The following is an 18,421-nucleotide window of genomic DNA, read 5'->3' on the forward strand; positions in this document are numbered from 1 at the left end:
GGACAAAAACAGAGAGTGCACAAGCGACTTTTGCGGCGCCTGGTTGGGCCTACATCAATGCTCGATCAGGCAAGGGAGGCGACGATGGGGCAGGTCGAAGAACTGGAGGCGCGGCGGGCGAAACTCGAAGCCCGACTTGCGGAGGTCAAACGCCGCCAGAAGGCCGTCGAGCAGGCCGCCGTCGCCCGGACGGCGTCGGCGGATCGGAAGGTGGACGCGCGGCGAAAGATCGTCCTCGGCGGCGTCCTACTGGCGCTGCTCCGGTCCAACCCGGCGGCATTGGATTACATGCGCCGCGCTCTGCCGCCGCTCGCGGCGGAGCGGGATAGGCCGCTGTTGACGACCGTCCTGGACGGCCTGGGTGCCCCAGTGTCGGGTCAGAACGGGGACCGGGCGGTGGTTTAGGCGTGATACAGTTTGTTGCCGAGACGGAGGCTCGGTTGTCCCACTAGCCAAAGATGACGGCAGCCGCTAGGCGGTGCTAATTTAGTCCCACATGAGTTGTTTAAGGGCCTCGTGTTCGAGGTGACGGACCACTACGACAACCTCGACCAGACGGCGATGAGACGGGCTGGGCAGAGGAAAACGGCCGCGATAGAAAGGCTGTGGAGGAAGTGAAAATGCGCAACAGGTTTGGCGTCATCAACCCGATAATTGTGTCCTTCGCGCTCTCAGGCTGCGTGGCTGTTTGGGGAGGCTCGTACAATGTCGAGTCAGAGGACGCGAACGGGGGCGCCATCCGCTATGACCATGTCGTCATTTCGGCAAGAGCGGTACAGGTCAAGGCCGGTGAGATATGTGCCAAGTACCAGAAAATCGCGGTTATCCAGGTCGAGCGCGGCAGTGTCATTTTGCCTGGGGGATCGGTCGACGAGATCACATTCGCTTGTGTGCCGCCAACTACAGCGAGGCCGTGAGGCAGCCGGCGGCGTATCCGCTTTTGGTTGCACACTTGAAAACGTGGTGAGTGACGGCTCATGACTCGAAGCGGCCAATTGAGAGTCTGCAGCCACCTCTTCTAAGATCGGTTCATCAGCTCTGTTGGGCGCGATGTGAGATTGAGATTGCGCCCAATATGATTGACGCGCGGAGATGCGCCACGTTCTTTCTGCTAGAACTCAGGCTTGAAGTCAGCAAGACAGTCTGCAACATTGCGTTTAAGTTCTTGGAGCGTCTCAAGGATCGGCAATCCATTATCGAACGCTACCGTTCCGGCGACGTGCACCTTCACTGGCACGTTCGCGCCGGTGGCTGGATGCACTGCTGTACGGTCATAAGTCATTCCTCTAATTTTGGACAAATCGGTATCGAGAGCCGACCAAACGGTAATCCGAGTTTGGCCACCGCCAACAACGAATTGCCGATGCTTGTCCTCGTTGGAGAAGTCGCGGAGGCTGCCAGTCCAGTTGCATCCCATGTACGGCTGCAAACCCTCGATTGCGGCTATATGGCTGGCGTTGATGCCTTTGAGAAAGGCAGTTTTGCCGCGTCTATCGAAGTCCTTTTTCGCGTCCATAATCGGAAACTGCGTGCCGCTCTGCACGGAACCGGAATCCAGTTTGGCCAACTCAAAAATGAGATAATCCAGGGCGCTTCGAAGATTGTAGCAAATTTCCCCCACGAGAATTCCGATGCGCATCCCGAAAAAAGTCTCGGGTGGCCGGCACACATTTATGACGTGGTGCGGCGGATTCGGATCGAGATCGAAGGGGACGGCATTAGCCTGTCGCTCGAAAACGTGAGAGATTTCGATCTCCAAGTCTCTAAGGTGTTCGCCTGCCCGCCATTCTCTCTCGAAACCGCCATCAAGCGGGTGAACGCTGTAATTGACCATGACCGTGCCTTTCACGATGTGGGACGCCGAATGGCGAGTGAGTACTAGCGTCCACTCGCACCAGCCGGGTGAACAGGTGATGTCTTTGACCTAGATTGCGATTGTCCTGCCGCCTAGCAACTGGCGCCGGGCTTCGTATTGCCGTCTGCTCATCGCCCTTCCTCCCAGCCCCGCCGGGCCTCGGCTTTATAGCGCCGGACTAGGCGCCGCACCGTCCGGGCGGCGTCGCCCGACTCGATGCCGATTGCGAGAAGGGTGAATCGGAGACTGTCAGAGGCAGCACGGCGGTGGGCGGTCCATCGCCTCGTTCGCCGACCTCGCCCCACCTCGGCAGCCACCTCGGCGGCGCACAGGAGGGCCATGTGCCCGGCTCGGTCTGCCACCCATAGGTGGCGGCATTCCGTCTCGCTGCCCGCCGCTGCGGCCCTCTACCGGCCGCGCGCGAGGTTATCGTTGCGGCTGCCACGGTTCAGAGCTTACCGACCTCCTCAAGGATCGCTCGTACCGTCTTAAGCGACAGCACGAGCGTCAGCGGCGTATCCTCAAGTCGCAGCGCTCCATAACCCTCATACCATTCGGCGGCCCGCGCGTTTTTGGCATCGATCACCATCATGATGCCGCCGCTTTCATCCGCGACACGCAGGCAGCGTTTTCCAGCGGCGAGCAGGAGCTGGCCGCCAAGGCCTCGCCCCTGAAGATCCTTGTCCGTGGCGAGCCGCGCAAGCAGGAAGCCGCCCGCGGCGTGACGGGGCTGGCCCTTCCTCAATGCGTCCGGCAATCGGTCATAGGCCAGCGACGATGGCGCAAGGCTGTAGAAGCCGAGTACCAGCGCCGGGTTCGCATCGTCAATCGCACAGAACGTTTTGGCGCTACCGTTTTCGTGATTCTGGCGGGCGTGTTTCTGGAGAAATCCGTTTAGATCGGCATCGCCGCAATCGAAACTCTTCCGATCATGCGATTTGCTGATCGGCTCTTCATGCCAATCGGGAAGTGTCATATCGTCTTCGGCAGCGCCTTGGCCGCGGCGCGGAGCCTGTCATTCGGCGGCGGCGGGTTTTCCAGCAGGTCCATAACACGCATCCAGTCACGCTCGGAGAAGGTGATGCGTTCGGCCTCGGCAATGACGGCATCGGCTTCACGAAGCGCTGCCTGCGTCACAAAATTTGTCAGATCGGCATGCTTAAGCGCCGCCGCGCGCGCGATCCGCGATTTTACCTCCGGCGAAACCCGCAGGCTCATCCTCTTGTTGTCATCGATGGCGGCGCGGGGCATGGCGGCTTCCTCTCGAAATTCTACACGTCTAAAATAACATCACTCCGTCGATTCCGTCAATTGTGTGTCTTCAAGGTGTACGAGAAGACGGCTTCACCAAATCGTTCGTGTTGCAGACGGTCGGCGGGATCTCTCGACTCTGTCCTGAACGTTCAACACCATCGCTCCATCACCGGACTGCCTTGGCCGGCGCCCTCCTCCGCTACCATCATTAAGCCCGTCGATTCAATGAATTGGCGGGCTTTTTCATGACATTGAACGTCGGTTGCGGTGCGGGGGCTGGCTGATTTTTCGCGCAATTGTTGCCATATTGGAAAATATATGGAAAATTATGTGCGAGAATCGTCACGTCCAAATAAAGGCCCGACATGCGCTCGTTCCTTAAGGGAGATTGGTTTGCCGCCCGGACCTGCCTGTTTGTCGGCTTCCTGGTCACTTTCCCCGCAATGGCGTTGGCGGAAAATGAACCCGACGAGAGAACTCCCAGAGACAAGGCCCAATCGATGGCCATGCAAGTGGGGACTGTGGAAGCAATGGCCGAAATATGCGCCGCCCCACCGGCAACGTTTCGCGAGGTCGTCGCAGAGGCGCGGCGCATCTTCCCGGAGGTTTTCCGCCAGGCAGGCTTGGATCAGGACGATCTCGATAGCAGTATCGAATTGGGTTTTATGCTTGAAATTCAAAGGCACAAATCGCATCCAAACAATCGGAAACATCCCAATTGCAATGCCTTTCGGCGAATCGTCAGCAGTCTTTTGGGACATGTTACCGAGGCAAAAGGGAGGCCTCGGCAGCCCTTGGTCCCTTATGACACGGACGGTTGGCAGGAAAGGGTCGGACGCGAGGACCAATCGGGGGTCGGGGAGTTAAAGAATGCCAACTGATGAGGAGATCCTTGCGTCCGGCCTTTTTGCGGGGTTGCGGGCTTTGGAATCCGGAAGTCCCGAGGGCAACTATCGCAAAGTCCATAAGGATGGCCGGGCGCTGGGCGCCTACCAGATGCGGACTCCCGCTCTCCGGCAGATTGAAGCATTGGACCCAGACGGCGACATTGACAATCCCGCTGACTGGACCGGCAAGTTTGGAGCCGACAAAGACGATTTCTTGGGCGATGATTCCATACAGGATGACGCGGCGATCGCCTATATGAACTGGATCGGCAAGAAATCCCCTTTGGCTCCGATTTTGAAGGAGATCGACGAGCATCCTGGCGCGGTGTCCGACGGAATTCCGGTGACCGTGACTGGGGTTTTGCTGGCGGCATGGAAACGCCAGGACCAGGCAATCGGCGGAGCAAAAGGGAGGTCCGTCGAAAGCGATATTCTTGATCGTTTTGAGGTGGGCGCCATTTTGGAAGGTCGAGAGGAGGATATTGAGGGCGAACTTCGGGAGAAGGCCCTGCGAATTTGCGATCTTCTTCAAGACTATGCCGAAACGCGTGATCAGGACGATCATGATGCCGACGAGTTTGGCGAAGAGTCTTGGCGGCGATGGTCTGATCATGTTCCGAAGGTCGAGGATAGTTGGGAGAATTGGCCACGTTTCCTTGAACAAGATGGCGATGATGCTTCCACCGACAACTGTGACTGCCCGGAAGCGGATCCTCCATGCAAGCCAAGTGATGATGAGGAATAAAGTGTTCACGATCCTTGGCTTTCATGCGAACGGCGGTTGGTCGTCGAGCGCGGCGTGCAGTCGCTGACGATTATAGACTTGCTTGATGACGACGCCCTCCGCCGCATCTGCCCGTAACAATAGTGGGATCGCGTGCCGGCGATCCTACTGAAAGAATGGATCCACCTGGTCTCGCCCCAGTTGCTGGGCAGGCGGGTCGATTTGGTATCCGAGCGTGGCCTCAGTCCTCATTTCCGTCCATATATCGAGGCCGAGGCTCGTCTGTTGTGAAATCCAATCGACCGTACCTTGCCCATATCGCCGATAGCATCGCTGCGATCGAAGCCTATGTTTCGGGCGGCAGGGACGCTTTCTTGGCGGAGCGAATGGTGCAGGATGCGGTTATCCGCAATTTCGAAATCATCGGCGAAGCGGCCACCCGACTTTCCCCGGCAATTCGTGAAAACGGACATATCCCTTGAGCACGTATCATTGCCTTTCGCAATCGCCTGATCCACGGCTATTGGAGCGTTGACTTGATCCTGGTGTGGGACGTCGTGAATCATGATCTTCCGGTTCTCAAGGCGGAGGTGACGCGGTTGTTGGCAGAGTCCGGGCCGCCGGCCAGTTGATCGACCGGTGCCGCTCTGGTGCCGCGATAGGCGCGTCACTGGTCCGTTCGCTTAGAGCCGGATGATTTTTGACGGAATCGCTATGCGATACCGTCAAAAATCATCCGGCTCTATATCAATAAAGTAGAGCGCGATGGCGCGCGGATGCAGCGCGAGGACGGGTTCTGTCGGCGATTGGTTCGGTGTTGCTGATACTGAAGCGTAGCGAAATAAATCGTCCGTCACGTCCCTCGCAACATCTCGGGCAGATCGCGGGCGCCGTGCAGGATGCGTACGATCAACGGCGGCTGGCGCGCGGCATTGTAGACGATGACGTAGGGAAAACCGGTCAGCGTCACGAAGCGATAGGGCTCCCCCGCCAGTTCGGGCCGCAAACTGCCGAGATGGATGTGCTCGCCGATGCGTTCCGCCGCTTTGACGATCCCGTCGCGCAAGGCGCGCGCGGCGGCGGGGTTGTCCTTGGCGATCCAGCGCACGGCGGCCAGCAGATCGCGCCGCGCGGCCGGCGACAGAACCGCAGCGCTCATTGTTCGGCCGCGCCGATGATACCGTCAACCTCCGCCAGAATGCTCTCGACGGTGACCGTGCCCTCGCGGTCGGCTTCCGCCTCGGCGGTCTGCAACATCGTCTGGAACTGTCGGCGGCGATCTTCCGCCTCTTGCAGCAGACGCAAGGCCGAACGCACGACCTCGCTCACATTGTTGTAGCGTCCGCCCTCGACGCATTCATGGGCGAAGCGTTCCAATTCTGGGGTGAGATGGACATTGGTCGCCAAGGGGGATCTCCTATGTCAAAGATTGACATAAATGTAGGCTGGACGGGCAGCAACGGCAAGCCGGTCGGAAGGAAACAGGCGAGGAGAGTGGTGACGAATCAGGAAACCGGGAAGGGGGAGGAGAGCGTAAGGGGGCGTGAGTGGGGCGGTGGATCGATCAAAGCCGGTGTAAGGCAAGATGAAGCAGTGGCGCCATCCCTGCCGGGGATGCCGCTAAGTCATTGTCTGCACATCATATTTTTGTGTGTTCTATGGCGCTATGGTGAATTCGGCCAGCGCCATGAGATGTATAAGTCATTGATTTTTCGGGAAACGGCAGGCGCCTGTCCTCGACGGCAATGTGTTTTTCCAGTAACGGAGCAGGGATTAAATGTCCTTTCCAAGCAGCATGGTCGCTCCGGAGCGACTATCGGCCGCGCGCGAGGTCGCGCCGCTGGGCCGCGTTCAGAGCTTACCGACCTCATCAAGGATCGCTCGTACCGTCTTGAGCGACAGCACGAGCGTCAGCGGCGTATCCTCAAGCCGCAGCGCTCCATAACCCTCATACCATTCAGCCGCCCGCGCGTTTTTGGCATCGATCACCATCATGATTCCGCCGCTTTCAGCCGCGACACGCAGGCAGCGTTTTCCAGCGGCGAGCAAGAGCTGGCCGCCAAGGCCTCGCCCCTGAAGATCCTTGTCCGTGGCGAGCCGCGCGAGCAGGAAGCCGCCCGCTGCGTGACGGGGTGGGCTGGCCCTTCCTCAATGCCTCCGGCAATCGGTCATAGGCCAGCGACGATGGCGCGAGGTTGTAGAATCTCAAGGACGCGGCGCATCGCATTTGGCAGGAGAAGGAGGTTGCCGACGAAACTTCGGGTAATACGATCGCCTCTTTAACAAAGTTCCTGTCGTTGAAGAAAACGGCGGCGGTGGAATTGATTAGGTTATAGGACGCAGGGCCTTCTGGCCTCGGTGATATTCGAAATGACATCGGCCATGCAGAAGTTGAAGTCGGCGGCGGCACGAATTGAATCTCCGCATGTCATCCGCATGGCAGCTTTGACAATCCGGGATGGATCTCTTGCCCTTGGCTACGGTGACGACAATCGTGTTCGTCCATGTGCACTCGTGGGCGTAATCCATATGGTGGATGACGAGGCCCTTTGAACCCATCGTTCTGAAGCAGACAGTGCACGTCTCTGCCTGTCGCAAACGCAGTTGGCCCGCCATGAACCGGTTCTTGCAGACATCGCGCTGGAAACGCGTGATGGAGTCGGAGTGGGGCATGGTGACGTGATGGATGCTCGGAATTTGTTGAAATAGCAGCATAAACTATAGTTTTTTTCCAAAATGGAAACGTTATATTTGACGTGAAATTCGTTCGTGGCCATCGCTTTGCGGTGATTTCATTGGGCACCGAAATCCAGCGGGACGACGGAGGCCAAGCGCTTTTCTTGGGCAAATCTTGCTACTAAGTAGTAAGATTTGCCCAAGTTAGAGATTTGGAGATTCGCTATGCCCGATGTCCAAAAAGTCAGTATTGCCCTGACCGGCGAGCAGCTTGCTTGCATTCGGGCCGCCGTCGATGCTGGGGAATATGCGACGACCAGCGAGGTTGTCCGGGACGCCATCCGGGACTGGCAATTCAAGCGCGAATTGCGACAGGAGGATATCAAGCGTCTTCGTCAGTTATGGGGTGAGGGGAAGGCCAGTGGCCCCGCTGAGCTATTGAGTTTTGATGCGCTGAGGCTGGAGGCGCAGCGGCGATTGCAGGAAGCGAGGAAAGAACCGGACGTTGCCGGTTGAATTGTTCCGCTCGCCCCAGGCGCAGCGGGATTTGCTCGATATCTACGTGGTTATCGGCCTCGACGATCCGTTGGCGGCCGAGAGGGTCTATGATCGCATTGAAACCAGAACGAAGGAGTTGCTTGATCACCCTCGGCTTGGGCCGCGTTGCCGCGACATCAGCCCTTCTGCGCGCGTCCTCGTCGAAGGGCCGTATCTGATCCTTTATGAAACGCACCCGGATATGGATGATGGTCCGGTGGCCCGGGATGGCAATCGCGGATCAATGAGGCGCTGCGAAAGGTGATAGGGTAGTAAAGCCCCGTCGTGGCGAACCGTGCGCGAGGTCGCGCCGCTGGCCACGGTCCATCCGAGGGCTGCCTGAAACCGGCGTGCGGCGTCGTCAATGCGCGAATGCCGCACCAGCGCCGCAAACGCTGGGCAACTGTCTGATTTTTCACGTTAATCCGCGTGTCGGGGGGCTCACAGGGCTCGGCTCAGAATCTCGGCCATTTCCTTCGCGTTCAGGAGGATCGGGTTGCCCTTCATGCTGCTGGCGCCGGCGGCTTTCGCAATGACCGTCTCGAAATGGTCGGAGCGAAGGCCGTAGGCGGCCAGGCCGGGCACCCTCAGGTCGGCGCAGAGCTCGCGGATCCAGGCCACGCCGTCGACGGCGGTCGCGCCCGCCTTGCCGGTCAGAATCCGGGCCACCTCGTCATGGCGCGCCAAGACGGGATTGGAAGGATCGCGGGTGAGCAGGGCCTTGACATTCACCGACATCGCATGGGGCAGCAGGGCGGCGCAAACCGCGCCGTGCGGCGCTTCAAACATCCCGCCCAAGGTGCCGGCGAACCCATGCACGGCGCCCAGTTTCGCGTTGGCCAGCGCAAGACCGCCCAAAAGACTGGTCATGGCCATGTCCTCGCGGGCGGCGGCGTCGCTGCCGTCGGCAAAGGCCTTGCGCAGGGACCGCGCCGTCCGGGCCATGCCCTCGCGGCAGAACCCGTCGGTGATGGGATTGGCCGCGTTCGAGAGGAACGGCTCGATGACCTGGGTCAGGGCATCCAGTCCGGTGGCGGCGGTGACGGCCGGCGGGACGCTCAAGGTCAATTCCGGATCGACGACGACCAGACGGGGCAGCATCAGCGGGCTGCGCAGGCTGACCTTCATTCTGTGGATGGGGGAGCTTAGAACCGCGTTCCTCGTCACCTCGGCCCCGGTTCCGGCGGTGGTCGGGATGGCGATAAAGGGCAGCGGCGCCTGCGACAGGGCGCGTCCTTTTCCGATGATTTCCAGATAATCCAGGACCTCCCCCGGATTGCTCAGCATGGCGGCGATCGCCTTGCCGGCATCCAGGGGGCTGCCGCCGCCAAAGCCGATCACCATGTCACAGCCTTCCATCCTGGCCAAGGCGACGCCCCGCTCGACCGTTTCGATGGAAGGCTCGTGGGGCACGGCAAAGCGAATCGCCTGGATCCCATGCGGGGTGAGGCTTGCCAGGAGCGGCGCCGTCCGCTCGGTCGCGGCGCCGGTGACCAGCAGAGCGCGGCGTCCCATGGACGCCGCCATGCGTCCGACATCTTTGACGGTTCCCATGCCGAAGACAATCCGGCCGGCCGTCGCAAATTCGAAATTCATGGCGTATCCCTCTCCTCGTGGTTTTGGTCTTCCCCCGTCGTCGCCTTTACCTGTGGAAATCATGATCGCGCGCGGCGCGCCGGGGCGGACGGGCAAAACGGGCGCTGTCGCCGGCCGACGCGCTCACTCTACCGCCAAAGTCATCCTGCCCAAAGGAGGGTCTCCCAGCTTCCGCCACCCGCGTCCCTCTGAGTAGATTCCGAGCCTTCCCCTGAAGCTCCGCCTGCGCCTAGCCTCCCATTCATATGTTCTGTCCGGCCGATCACGACCAAGCCTGGTCCATTCACAGTGCTCCATCGGAAAGCTCGTGAACTCCCGTGACCTGCCATCTCGCGGTCACATCGGCGGGTCGTCGCCAGGCTGGTTTTAAGGAAATGTCTCCAATCGCCGGAACAATAAACGTCCTCTCATGCAGGTGCGTTCATGCCCCAGTCCGCCAAGCTTTTATCCGTTGCGACCGCCGTGCCGCCTTTTTGCTTCGAGCAGGTCGATGTCGCCGCCGCGGCGCAGCGGGAATTCGCCGCTCGGTTCAATGATTTCGAACGTTTGGCAAAGGTATTCAAGACCGCCCGAATTATGCGGCGCTACGCGGTGCGGCCCCTCGAATGGTATTTCGAACCGTTGGGTTGGCCCGAGCGAAGCGAAGCCTATCTGGATGGTGGCTGCCGTTTATTCGTCGATGCGGCAACCAAGGCGCTCGATGCCGCCGGCATCGGCGCGGCGGAGGTCGACACGGTGGTCACGGTTTCGTCGACTGGCATCGCGACGCCCAGCCTCGAAGCCCGGGTCGCCGGTCGCATGGGTTTCCGCGCCGACGTCGAGCGGGTGCCGGTATTCGGCCTCGGTTGTGCCGGGGGCGTTTCCGGGCTCTCACTGGCGTCCCGCCTCGCTCAATCCCGTCCCGGCAGCACCGTGCTGCTGGTCGCGCTCGAACTGTGCACGCTGTCGTTTCGCCTCGATGAACTGACCAAGGCGAACATCGTCGCCACCGCGCTGTTCGGCGACGGTGCCGCGGCCTGCGTGCTGCGGGCCGGCGAAACAGGCATTGCCGACATTGAAATGAGCGGCCAGCACACTTGGCCCGACACCCTCGGCATCATGGGCTGGTCGATCGATCCTCAAGGATTCGGGGTCATTTTCGATCGCGCCATACCGCCCTTCGCGGAAGAGCATATGGCCCCGGCTGTAAACGGAATTCTCGACCGGGCCGGGTTGGGGTTCGGCGATATCGACCGCTTCGCCTTCCATCCCGGCGGCACCAAGGTCCTCACCGCGTTGGAGCGTGCCTTCTCGCTGGGGCAGGGGGCTCTCGACCACGAGCGCGACATCCTGGTGGAATATGGCAATATGTCGGCCCCGACCGCATTCTTCGTTCTGGAGCGCATCATGCGGGCCGGGCTTCCCGCCCGGACATTATTGACCGCGATGGGGCCGGGCTTCACCGCGAGTTGCGTCTCTCTCAAGAAGGCCGCATGACGGCCGCAGCCCTCCTGTTGGTCCTTGTCACGGCGGAGCGGTTGGCCGAACTTTGGCTCGCCCGGCGCAATACGGCGGCTCTTGTGGCAAGAGGGGCGTTCGAGGCCGCATCGGGGCACTATCCGCTGATCGTTCTGCTGCATGCCTCCTGGCTCGCGGGTTTATGGCTGTTCGGCTGGGCGCGCCCCCTCAATCCCGGCTGGCTGGCAATCTTTGTCGTCTTGCAGGGGCTGAGGGTGTGGGTGCTGACGACCCTGGCGGGGCGCTGGACGACGCGCATCATCATTCTTCCCGGTGCTCCGCTGGTGACGCGCGGCCCTTATCGCTTTCTGTCTCATCCCAATTATCTCGTGGTGATCGGCGAGATCGCCATCCTGCCGCTCTGTCTGGGTTTGTTCTGGTACGCGCTGGTCTTTTCGGTGGCGAATGCCGTCATTTTGGCCATCCGCATCCGGGCGGAGAATGCCGCGCTGTCGGAGCGTGGCGCCTGATGCCGGTGGGGAATGTCGGATTGGCGCCAAGGCCGATGACGAAAACCTGGATCGGTTTTGCGACCATGTGCATCGGCATGTTCATGGCGATTCTCGACGTTCAGGTGGTGGCGACGTCGCTGCCGACGATTCAGGGCGCCCTGGCCATCGCGCCGGACCGGATGAGTTGGATCCAGACCGCCTATCTTATCGCCGAAGTGGTGGCGATTCCGCTCACCGGCTTTCTGACGCGGCTGCTCGGCATGCGCTGGCTGTTCGTTTTGGCCATCGCCATTTTTTCGCTGGCCTCCCTGGGTTGCGCCGCCAGCGACAGCTTCGCCCTATTGATTTCCTGGCGGGTATTGCAGGGATTTTCCGGCGGGACTCTCATTCCGTCCGTCTTCTCGGCTGTTTTCCTTCTTTTTTCGGTAAAGCGCCAGGATCTCGCCACCATGCTGGCCGGCGTGCTGGCGGTCCTGGCGCCGACCGTGGGTCCGGTGGTGGGCGGTTGGATCACCGACACTTATTCCTGGCATTGGCTGTTCCTGATCAATGTCGTCCCCGGCATCCTCTCTGCCGTCCTTGCCGGTTTCCTGCTGCCGAAAACGCCGGGGCGGCTGAGAGAAGCCCGAACACTGGATTTTCCGTCGCTGATGCTGATCGCGATCACCTTGACGGCGCTGGAAATAGCCCTCAAGGAGGCGCCGCACCGGGGCTGGACCTCCGGCCTCGTGCAGGGGTTGCTGGTTCTCAGCCTGGCCGGTTCGGCCGGCTTCGTGCGACGTACCATCCGCGCGACCCATCCCATCGTCGATCTCCACAGCTTTGGCGATCGAAGTTTCACCATCGGCTGCCTGTTGAGTTTCGTGCTGGGAATCGGGCTGTTCGGCTCGGTCTATCTCATGCCGGTCTTTCTCGCCTTCGTGCGCGACCATGATGCGTTGGAGATCGGCACGACCATGCTGGTGACCGGCGTGGCGCAGCTCCTGATCGCACCGGTTGCCGTCATGCTCGAGCGGCACCTCGACGCCCGTTTGCTGACGATGGCCGGCTTTGCGTTATTTGCCGCCGGTCTCGGGCTCAGCGCGGGGCAAACGCCGCAAACCGACTATGCCGGGATGCTCTGGCCCCAGATCATCCGAGGTCTGGCCATCATGTTCTGCCTGTTGCCGCCGACCCGGCTGGCCCTCGGCAGCCTGGAGGCGAGCCGCGTGCCCGATGCGAGCGGCCTGTTCAACCTGATGCGCAATCTCGGCGGCGCCATCGGTCTTGCCTTGATCGACACCGTCATTTACAGCCGTTCGGTCCTGCATAGCGGCGAAATCATCGAACGATTGCGCGCGGGCGATATGGCGACGGCCAAGTTCGTCGGTCTTCCGCTTCAATATTTCGCCGCCCATTGGACCGAACCGCTCAATGCCGATACGCAGGAAATCGTGCGGGTTCTGGTCGAAAAAGCCTCGCTGACCGAAGCCATCAACGATGCCTGGGCGATGATCGCCATTCTAACGTTTGCCGCCTTGATCTGCGTGCCGTTCGCCAAGCGATCGCCACGAGGGCGAGATATTCCTCCACGAATTACCCGACGCGAATTTTCACAAGGAACTGCTCCACCTGATCGGAGAGCCGTGTTGCTTGAGTGGACAGCATCACGACCGCCGAGGACAGTTCCTTCGCCGTCGTGTCGGTTTTCCCGGCGAGCCCCCCCACGGCGACGATCGTCTCATTGACCTGGACGCTGCCTTGCGAGGCTCCCTCGATGTTGCGCGCGATCTCCTGCGTCGCCGCGCTCTGCTGTTCCACCGCCGAGGCGACGGAGGTCGAGATTTCGTTAATGTCGCCGATCGTGTTGCCGATGCTTTGAATTGCGTTCACCGCGTCATGCGTGGCGTTTTGAACCGCCGAGATCTGCGAGGAGATTTCCTTGGTCGCCCTGGCGGTCTGATTGGCGAGATTCTTCACCTCGCCGGCCACCACGGCGAATCCCTTGCCCGCATCCCCCGCCCGCGCCGCCTCGATGGTGGCGTTCAGCGCCAGGAGGTTGGTCTGGGAAGCGATGTTGTTGATGAGATTGACCACGTCGCCGATCTTGCCCACCGCGTCGGCAAGACCCTGAACCAATTGATTGGTCCGTTGCGCCTCGCCAACCGCCGTTTGAGCGATCTGGGCCGACTTGCCGACCAGCGAGGCGATTTCCTGAATCGATCCCGTCAGTTCCTCGGTTGCCGAGGCCACGGTGCTGATGTTCGCGCTGGTGTTCTGCGCGGCTCTCGTCGCGGTTTGAGCCTGGTTCGCGGTTTGGTTGGCCACGCTTGCCATGGTCTCCACCGCCGCCTCGAGTTGCGTGACGGAGGAAGAGACCGTACCGACCACGCTGGAAACGTTCTGTTCGAATTCCGTGGCGGTTCCGTTCAGAACCGTCGCCGCCTGCTCCTGGGCGGAATGCATGTAGGCGGCCGAGGCCAGCTCGATTTCGAAATTCACGACTTTGGTAAGAGCTTCCACCGCCGCGCGCAGTTTGTCCGGCTTCTTGCGATAATGTTCCGACACGGAGATGATCATTCTGGAAAGAACATTTGTATAGAAGCAGAAATACCAACGCAGCGCCAACCCCTGCTTCTGTCGTTTGGAGAAGAGGGTGACGCAATGTTCCATTTGGTCGTTTGTAAACTGTGCCGGCAATATATCATTGACCCAGTGAGATCGCTGGGCGGCGACGGCATCCTCCAGATTAACGCCGGCGTATGCTTTCTGGACCTCCGGCGATTTCATGATTTTTGAGAAGCTATCCCGGACCGCGCCCTCGATCATCGTCTCGATGAGGGGCTTGCACTCCGCTATCACCTCGCGCGTATTTTGATCGATCCCCATTGAGGCGATACGACTTTCTCTTTCAATATCAAGCGTCTTGCTCATTGCTGTTTCCTCATATTGTAAATTTTTGATTATCGGAGCCGCTCAATCACGGGCCTGCCTTTGACACCTCCGCCGCCGCATGGATCTCTTTCGCCCTGTCCAACGCGGTTTGAATATTCGCCATGAAGTTCTCGCGGCCTATGCGGTCAAGAAAACGCTCGCCGTGCAGCAGCTTCGATGGCTGCTGCATCGCTCCGCACAGCAGCAGCGTGCGTCCGGAGTCCTGGAGTTGCCTGGCAAAGGTCTCGATGGCGTGAATGCCGGTGGCGTCGATTGCCGTCATGTTGCGCAGCCGCAAAATCACCACCGGCTGAAAGACCTCCAGATCCGTGGTCGCTTCCACCAGCTTCTCGGTGGTGCCCCAGAGGAACGGCCCGTGAATGCGCAGAACGGTCACGAACGGCGGCAGGATGCGGCCCTGGAGACTGTGGGGCAGGCCATCCCGGATGTATTCCTCGGTGACCGGCGCCACGGAGGTGGTTTCGGCCACCCGGTGAATGTAGAGCAGGGCGGCAAGCGTGAAGCCCACACCCACGGCAACCGTCAGATCGGCAAAGACCGTCAGCGCGAAAGTCGCCACCCACACCGACTTGGCGGTGAAATCCAACTGCAGAATGCCACCGATCTCGTTCCACTCACCCATGTTGTAGGCGACCACGAACAGCACCGCGGCCAACGCCGTCAACGGGATGTAGCTGGCCAGCGGCGCGGCTGCCAGCAGAATGCCCAATAGCGTCAGCGCATGCACCATTCCGGCGACCGGCGAGCGCGCGCCCGCCCGGATATTCGTCGCGGTGCGGGCAATGGCTCCGGTGGCGGGAATGCCTCCGAACAGCGGCGAGAGCATGTTGGCTATTCCCTGCGCCGCCAGTTCCACATTCGGGTTGTGCCGGTCTCCGGTCATGCCGTCGGCCACGACAGCCGAGAGCATGCTCTCCAGGGCCGCCAGCATCGCCACGGTAAAGGCCGAGGGAATCAACGGCAGAATATCTTCCGAGTGGAATTCCGGAACGGCGAAAGGCGGCAACCCTTCAGGGATTCCACCGAATTTGCTGCCGATGGTCTCGACCGGCAGGTGAAAGATGACGCTCACGCCGGTGCAGACCAGCAGGGCGACGATCGACGCCGGAACCCGTTTGGTAAAGCGCGGCAGCAACAGCAGAATCGCCAATGTTCCCAGGCCCAGCCCCAGCGCCACCGGATTGAAGCTGCCGAAGTTCTCGGCGAGCATTTTCATCCGGGGCAGGAATTCGCTGGGGACCTCCCCGGTGCGCAGGCCGAAGAAATCCTTGACCTGTGTCGAGGCGATCAGGACGGCAATGCCGTTGGTGAAGCCGATCACCACCATCCGCGGAATGAAGCGAACCGCGGCGCCAAGGCCGGTGAGACCCATCAACAGAAGCAGAACGCCGGCCATCACCGTCACCATGGCGAGGCCGCTCATCCCGAAATGGGCCACGATTCCCGCCACGATCACCACGAAGGCCCCTGTGGGTCCGCCAATCTGGGTGCGTGAGCCGCCCAGCGCCGAAATCAGGAAGCCTGCCACCACCGCCGTGTAAATACCCGCTTGCGGAGTTACGCCCGAAGCAATGCCGAAGGCCATTGCCAGCGGCAGGGCGACCAGTCCCACCGTAAGTCCGGCCATGATATCGCGCAGGAACATCTGGGCGGTATAGGTCCTGAATGCTTGAATCGATTTGGGAAGGTTCGGGTTGGTGACGGACATGGAGACTGCTTTCTCTCGGCGGGGCTTATTTCATTCGTCCCACCACCAAATACAATCGTCATACCCGTGCTCGACACGGATATCCGGATGGTCGGGGCAAATGACATTGTATGGTTTCCGCAGGTGGATGCCCGTGTCGATCTTAGGTCATGACGGCGTTTATGATTCCGACCCGTTCAGCGCCACGGCGACAGCCTGGCGCAGCGTGTCCGCCCTGACCGGCTTGTGCAGGAACGCGGTCACGCCCATGGCACCGGCGATGCGTTCGGCGATCACGTCATCCGATCCGGTCACCACGATGACCGGCAGCTTGGCCGGCGCCCCCAGTTCTCCCGCCCGAAGTTGATGCAGGAGATCCAAACCGCTGACGAGCTGAACACCGGCGGCGTTCGGCAGATGCAAATCGAGGATCATCAGATCCACCTGTTTGCTCGATAGAAGATCTGTGGCTTGAGGTCCATCGACGGCCTCCAGGATGGAGCATCCCTCGACTTTGCTCAAAATCATGACCACGTGTTTGCGCGCGAAGCCCTCGTCCTCGACCACGAGTATCGTCTTTTCGCCACACATCACCATACCAGCACCTTTTTCTTCTTCTTGAGATCATCGATGTTCTCGGCCCGGAGCTGAAGCTGAGTCATCAACACCCATTCGTCGGTCTTCATGTAGCGTGCGGCAAGGAATTGATACAACCGGGCGATGACGTTCTCCATCTTCAGCGACATGGCCACATCGACTCTCCGCCACTCGTCGATGACCTCGCGCCAGGCGAGCAGGCGGACATAGAGATCATCCCGCTTCTCGCGAATGAACAGAACCTGGCGTTCCAGGTTCTGTAGCACGGCGATGATCTCGCCGGTCTGCGCGTCGAGTTCGATAATGCGCTCATCGAATTCGGCAACGGCCACCAGCATCAGCTTGCGCACCTGGTCAAGGGTCTGCAGAAGGGTCTTCTCGCGCTGATAGATCTTGCGAAGCCCCTCGACCTTGCCGAGCATGGCGCGGATCGATTCGACGATCTCGCGCAAGGCTTCGACATAGGAAAGCTCGTTGGAGAGCTTTTCGACATAGGGGAGCATCTGTTCGCGGTTTTCACGCCCGAGACCGAGGCGCTCCGCCGCCTCGCCGAAGGCCTCGTTGACCTTCTTCTTGGTCGTCGGGTCGTTGGCCAACTGCATCAGCTGTTCGGGCGACGTCAGTAAGGTCTCAACCCCCATCAGCCAGTTCACCAACTGCATCAGCACGCGTTGACGGGCCAGCATCTGATGCTTTTGCGAGACCTCCCAACTGGCTTCGCCGGTCAGGACTTCCTTCGGCAAGGCGTCGCCGATCCTCAATCCACGCACGAACCGCAAAGACTGACCGACAAGCTCCAGCATCTCGACGTCCGCCGGACCCAGAACGAATTCCTTGATGATTCCGGCTACCGGCAACACCACCTGATTGCCGCCGATGTTTACCGACAGCACGAATTCTTCGCTGGGCGCGGATAGATAAAATAGACATTCGGCGAACCGGCTGAATACCACGTGGTCGAGCTTTATATGCGATGGCAGCGTGGCCGGCGCGGGTTTGCTGTGCCCCATCTGATCATTCCCCTCGGGTGTCGCGTATTCCCGATTTTCTGAGCAGTGCTGTAAAACGGTACACGAAAATTAGGGAATTTCCAGAAATTTACCGGATTTAATTTGCTGAACGGTGGTTATTTTTCGGCGGTTATTCGCAATTTGGTAATCATCGGCGAGGCCGCCATCCGGCTCGTCTCCGATAATACGAATGTCATGTTGGTGCCGCGAACGGAATGGATCCTTCATATCTTGAAACTCTCTTAATCATGGGCCATTTCACTATAATAATCGTTGAGAGAATATGGGGGTATGTTGTGAGTGATGTGTTTCGATAGCTAAAAGTTGAATGAATTCCCTTTTAATTTTCATTTTGCCGTTTCATTGACGTGGTGTTGACTTGACAGGTTTTCTTGTCGTGGCGGGATTGTAAGATGAGTCAGGAAATACCGAAGGCGTCTCTTGGTGTCGATACCGTGCCGGCCGACGGGGCGCGCCTCATCCTGTCGGCAACGCTGGAACAGTCGGACAGCCTGACGCTGAAGGCCGAATATGAGGGCGAGACGCGGCCCAATTACCAGAGCCACAGCGGATTGTTGAAGGCCACCTGGGGATTTTAAGGGGCTGTTGATGAATCAATGCTTTACTTGTTTCATCGTCGTTGTTGTGCTCACGTTCTCAATGACGCGGTTATTTCCCAACGGGCCCTCGGTGCCGCAAACGGGGTGATGAATGA

The 18,421-nt window shown here is 59.9% G+C and carries 18 protein-coding genes and 4 pseudogenes; 11 read left to right on the forward strand and 11 right to left on the reverse strand.

Annotated features, from left to right (window positions below; all coding sequences use genetic code 11):
- The first annotated feature begins 84 nt into the window (after positions 1-84).
- A complete protein-coding gene (locus tag CWS72_RS07905) occupies positions 85-405 on the forward strand; it encodes a hypothetical protein (RefSeq protein WP_146002674.1) in 321 nt (106 codons plus the stop codon).
- Between the two features lie 215 nt (positions 406-620).
- Complete coding sequence (locus CWS72_RS07910; protein WP_101250042.1) at positions 621-917, forward strand: hypothetical protein; 297 nt, start codon at positions 621-623, stop codon at positions 915-917.
- A 194-nt stretch (positions 918-1,111) separates the two neighbouring features.
- On the opposite strand, the gene CWS72_RS07915 is transcribed toward CWS72_RS07910, so the two are convergent.
- The 3 genes and pseudogenes from CWS72_RS07915 to CWS72_RS07925 all read right to left on the reverse strand — a co-directional run.
- Entirely contained in the window at positions 1,112-1,834 is a 723-nt protein-coding gene (locus CWS72_RS07915; RefSeq protein WP_101250043.1) for a hypothetical protein, read from the reverse strand.
- Between the two features lie 469 nt (positions 1,835-2,303).
- Positions 2,304-2,831, reverse strand: a complete 528-nt coding sequence (locus CWS72_RS07920; protein ID WP_101250044.1) for a GNAT family N-acetyltransferase — start codon at positions 2,829-2,831, stop codon at positions 2,304-2,306.
- Positions 2,828-3,109, reverse strand: a pseudogene (locus tag CWS72_RS07925) (type II toxin-antitoxin system TacA family antitoxin); the annotation flags it as partial. The pseudogene CWS72_RS07925 and the gene CWS72_RS07920, both read right to left, overlap by 4 nt.
- A 365-nt stretch (positions 3,110-3,474) precedes the next feature.
- On the opposite strand from CWS72_RS07925, the gene CWS72_RS07930 reads away from it, so the two are divergent.
- The 3 genes and pseudogenes from CWS72_RS07930 to CWS72_RS28315 all read left to right on the forward strand — a co-directional run bounded on the left by CWS72_RS07930 (position 3,475) and on the right by CWS72_RS28315 (position 5,352).
- Entirely contained in the window at positions 3,475-3,990 is a 516-nt protein-coding gene (locus CWS72_RS07930; RefSeq protein WP_101250046.1) for a hypothetical protein, read from the forward strand.
- Positions 3,980-4,741 carry a hypothetical protein gene (locus CWS72_RS07935; protein WP_146002675.1) on the forward strand — a complete coding sequence of 254 codons (762 nt, stop codon included), beginning with the start codon at positions 3,980-3,982 and terminating at the stop codon, positions 4,739-4,741. The genes CWS72_RS07930 and CWS72_RS07935 overlap by 11 nt, the downstream gene beginning before the upstream one ends.
- 266 nt (positions 4,742-5,007) lie before the next feature.
- Positions 5,008-5,352: pseudogene (locus tag CWS72_RS28315) on the forward strand (HepT-like ribonuclease domain-containing protein).
- A 221-nt stretch (positions 5,353-5,573) separates the two neighbouring features.
- Here CWS72_RS28315 and CWS72_RS07950 read toward each other — a convergent pair.
- The 3 genes from CWS72_RS07950 to CWS72_RS28710 form a co-directional block, all read right to left on the reverse strand.
- Positions 5,574-5,879 (reverse strand): type II toxin-antitoxin system RelE/ParE family toxin, encoded by a 306-nt coding sequence (locus tag CWS72_RS07950; RefSeq protein WP_101250050.1) that lies wholly within the window; start codon positions 5,877-5,879, stop codon positions 5,574-5,576.
- Positions 5,876-6,127, reverse strand: a complete 252-nt coding sequence (locus CWS72_RS07955; protein ID WP_101250051.1) for a type II toxin-antitoxin system ParD family antitoxin — start codon at positions 6,125-6,127, stop codon at positions 5,876-5,878. Before CWS72_RS07955 ends, CWS72_RS07950 begins: the two co-directional genes overlap by 4 nt.
- 444 nt (positions 6,128-6,571) lie before the next feature.
- Complete coding sequence (locus tag CWS72_RS28710) at positions 6,572-6,829, reverse strand: hypothetical protein (RefSeq protein WP_199175591.1); 258 nt, start codon at positions 6,827-6,829, stop codon at positions 6,572-6,574.
- A 792-nt stretch (positions 6,830-7,621) separates the two neighbouring features.
- Between CWS72_RS28710 and CWS72_RS07970 the strand changes: the two genes are divergently transcribed.
- Both CWS72_RS07970 and CWS72_RS07975 read left to right on the forward strand, forming a co-directional pair.
- A complete protein-coding gene (locus CWS72_RS07970) occupies positions 7,622-7,912 on the forward strand; it encodes a ribbon-helix-helix domain-containing protein (RefSeq protein WP_101250144.1) in 291 nt (96 codons plus the stop codon).
- 1 nt (position 7,913) lies between these two features.
- Positions 7,914-8,117, forward strand: a pseudogene (locus CWS72_RS07975) (type II toxin-antitoxin system RelE/ParE family toxin); the annotation flags it as partial.
- Positions 8,118-8,374: 257 nt separating this feature from the next.
- On the opposite strand, the gene CWS72_RS07980 reads toward CWS72_RS07975, so the two are convergent.
- Positions 8,375-9,529 carry an iron-containing alcohol dehydrogenase gene (locus CWS72_RS07980; protein WP_101250055.1) on the reverse strand — a complete coding sequence of 385 codons (1,155 nt, stop codon included), beginning with the start codon at positions 9,527-9,529 and terminating at the stop codon, positions 8,375-8,377.
- Between the two features lie 423 nt (positions 9,530-9,952).
- On the opposite strand from CWS72_RS07980, the gene CWS72_RS07985 reads away from it, so the two are divergent.
- From CWS72_RS07985 to CWS72_RS07995, 3 genes and pseudogenes are all read left to right on the forward strand, one after another.
- Positions 9,953-11,005 carry a type III polyketide synthase gene (locus CWS72_RS07985; protein ID WP_101250056.1) on the forward strand — a complete coding sequence of 351 codons (1,053 nt, stop codon included), beginning with the start codon at positions 9,953-9,955 and terminating at the stop codon, positions 11,003-11,005.
- Positions 11,002-11,496: an isoprenylcysteine carboxyl methyltransferase family protein gene (locus CWS72_RS07990; protein ID WP_101250057.1), complete on the forward strand. Its 495-nt coding sequence runs from the start codon at positions 11,002-11,004 to the stop codon at positions 11,494-11,496. The genes CWS72_RS07985 and CWS72_RS07990 overlap by 4 nt, the downstream gene beginning before the upstream one ends.
- A 35-nt stretch (positions 11,497-11,531) precedes the next feature.
- Positions 11,532-13,004, forward strand: a pseudogene (locus CWS72_RS07995) (DHA2 family efflux MFS transporter permease subunit); the annotation flags it as partial.
- Between the two features lie 49 nt (positions 13,005-13,053).
- Here the strand turns inward: CWS72_RS07995 and CWS72_RS08000 are convergent.
- The 4 genes from CWS72_RS08000 to CWS72_RS08015 form a co-directional block, all read right to left on the reverse strand.
- Positions 13,054-14,391: a globin-coupled sensor protein gene (locus CWS72_RS08000; protein ID WP_101250058.1), complete on the reverse strand. Its 1,338-nt coding sequence runs from the start codon at positions 14,389-14,391 to the stop codon at positions 13,054-13,056.
- 46 nt (positions 14,392-14,437) lie between these two features.
- Complete coding sequence (locus CWS72_RS08005; RefSeq protein WP_101250059.1) at positions 14,438-16,120, reverse strand: SulP family inorganic anion transporter; 1,683 nt, start codon at positions 16,118-16,120, stop codon at positions 14,438-14,440.
- A 159-nt stretch (positions 16,121-16,279) separates the two neighbouring features.
- Positions 16,280-16,696: a response regulator gene (locus tag CWS72_RS08010; RefSeq protein WP_101250060.1), complete on the reverse strand. Its 417-nt coding sequence runs from the start codon at positions 16,694-16,696 to the stop codon at positions 16,280-16,282.
- Entirely contained in the window at positions 16,690-17,706 is a 1,017-nt protein-coding gene (locus tag CWS72_RS08015) for a hypothetical protein (protein ID WP_101250061.1), read from the reverse strand. Before CWS72_RS08015 ends, CWS72_RS08010 begins: the two co-directional genes overlap by 7 nt.
- A gap of 413 nt (positions 17,707-18,119) precedes the next feature.
- Here CWS72_RS08015 and CWS72_RS08020 point away from each other — a divergent pair, with 413 nt between their 5' ends.
- On the forward strand, positions 18,120-18,305 hold the full coding sequence (locus CWS72_RS08020) for a hypothetical protein (RefSeq protein ID WP_101250062.1): 186 nt from the start codon (positions 18,120-18,122) through the stop codon (positions 18,303-18,305).
- Positions 18,306-18,421 lie beyond the last annotated feature (116 nt).

The organism is Telmatospirillum siberiense (assembly GCF_002845745.1).
GTDB lineage: Bacteria > Pseudomonadota > Alphaproteobacteria > Rhodospirillales > Magnetospirillaceae > Telmatospirillum > Telmatospirillum siberiense.

Excerpts from the sequence above, each read along its gene's own strand:
- CWS72_RS07905 (WP_146002674.1), top strand. The coding sequence starts at position 85 with ATGGGGCAGGTCGAAGAACTGGAGGCGCGGCGGGCGAAACTCGAAGCC.
- CWS72_RS07910 (WP_101250042.1), top strand. The coding sequence starts at position 621 with ATGCGCAACAGGTTTGGCGTCATCAACCCGATAATTGTGTCCTTCGCG.
- CWS72_RS07915 (WP_101250043.1), bottom strand. The coding sequence starts at position 1,834 with ATGGTCAATTACAGCGTTCACCCGCTTGATGGCGGTTTCGAGAGAGAA.
- CWS72_RS07920 (WP_101250044.1), bottom strand. The coding sequence starts at position 2,831 with ATGACACTTCCCGATTGGCATGAAGAGCCGATCAGCAAATCGCATGAT.
- CWS72_RS07930 (WP_101250046.1), top strand. The coding sequence starts at position 3,475 with ATGCGCTCGTTCCTTAAGGGAGATTGGTTTGCCGCCCGGACCTGCCTG.
- CWS72_RS07935 (WP_146002675.1), top strand. The coding sequence starts at position 3,980 with ATGCCAACTGATGAGGAGATCCTTGCGTCCGGCCTTTTTGCGGGGTTG.
- CWS72_RS07950 (WP_101250050.1), bottom strand. The coding sequence starts at position 5,879 with ATGAGCGCTGCGGTTCTGTCGCCGGCCGCGCGGCGCGATCTGCTGGCC.
- CWS72_RS07970 (WP_101250144.1), top strand. The coding sequence starts at position 7,622 with ATGCCCGATGTCCAAAAAGTCAGTATTGCCCTGACCGGCGAGCAGCTT.
- CWS72_RS07980 (WP_101250055.1), bottom strand. The coding sequence starts at position 9,529 with ATGAATTTCGAATTTGCGACGGCCGGCCGGATTGTCTTCGGCATGGGA.
- CWS72_RS07985 (WP_101250056.1), top strand. The coding sequence starts at position 9,953 with ATGCCCCAGTCCGCCAAGCTTTTATCCGTTGCGACCGCCGTGCCGCCT.
- CWS72_RS07990 (WP_101250057.1), top strand. The coding sequence starts at position 11,002 with ATGACGGCCGCAGCCCTCCTGTTGGTCCTTGTCACGGCGGAGCGGTTG.
- CWS72_RS08000 (WP_101250058.1), bottom strand. The coding sequence starts at position 14,391 with ATGAGCAAGACGCTTGATATTGAAAGAGAAAGTCGTATCGCCTCAATG.
- CWS72_RS08005 (WP_101250059.1), bottom strand. The coding sequence starts at position 16,120 with ATGTCCGTCACCAACCCGAACCTTCCCAAATCGATTCAAGCATTCAGG.
- CWS72_RS08010 (WP_101250060.1), bottom strand. The coding sequence starts at position 16,696 with ATGGTGATGTGTGGCGAAAAGACGATACTCGTGGTCGAGGACGAGGGC.
- CWS72_RS08015 (WP_101250061.1), bottom strand. The coding sequence starts at position 17,706 with ATGGGGCACAGCAAACCCGCGCCGGCCACGCTGCCATCGCATATAAAG.
- CWS72_RS08020 (WP_101250062.1), top strand. The coding sequence starts at position 18,120 with ATGAGTCAGGAAATACCGAAGGCGTCTCTTGGTGTCGATACCGTGCCG.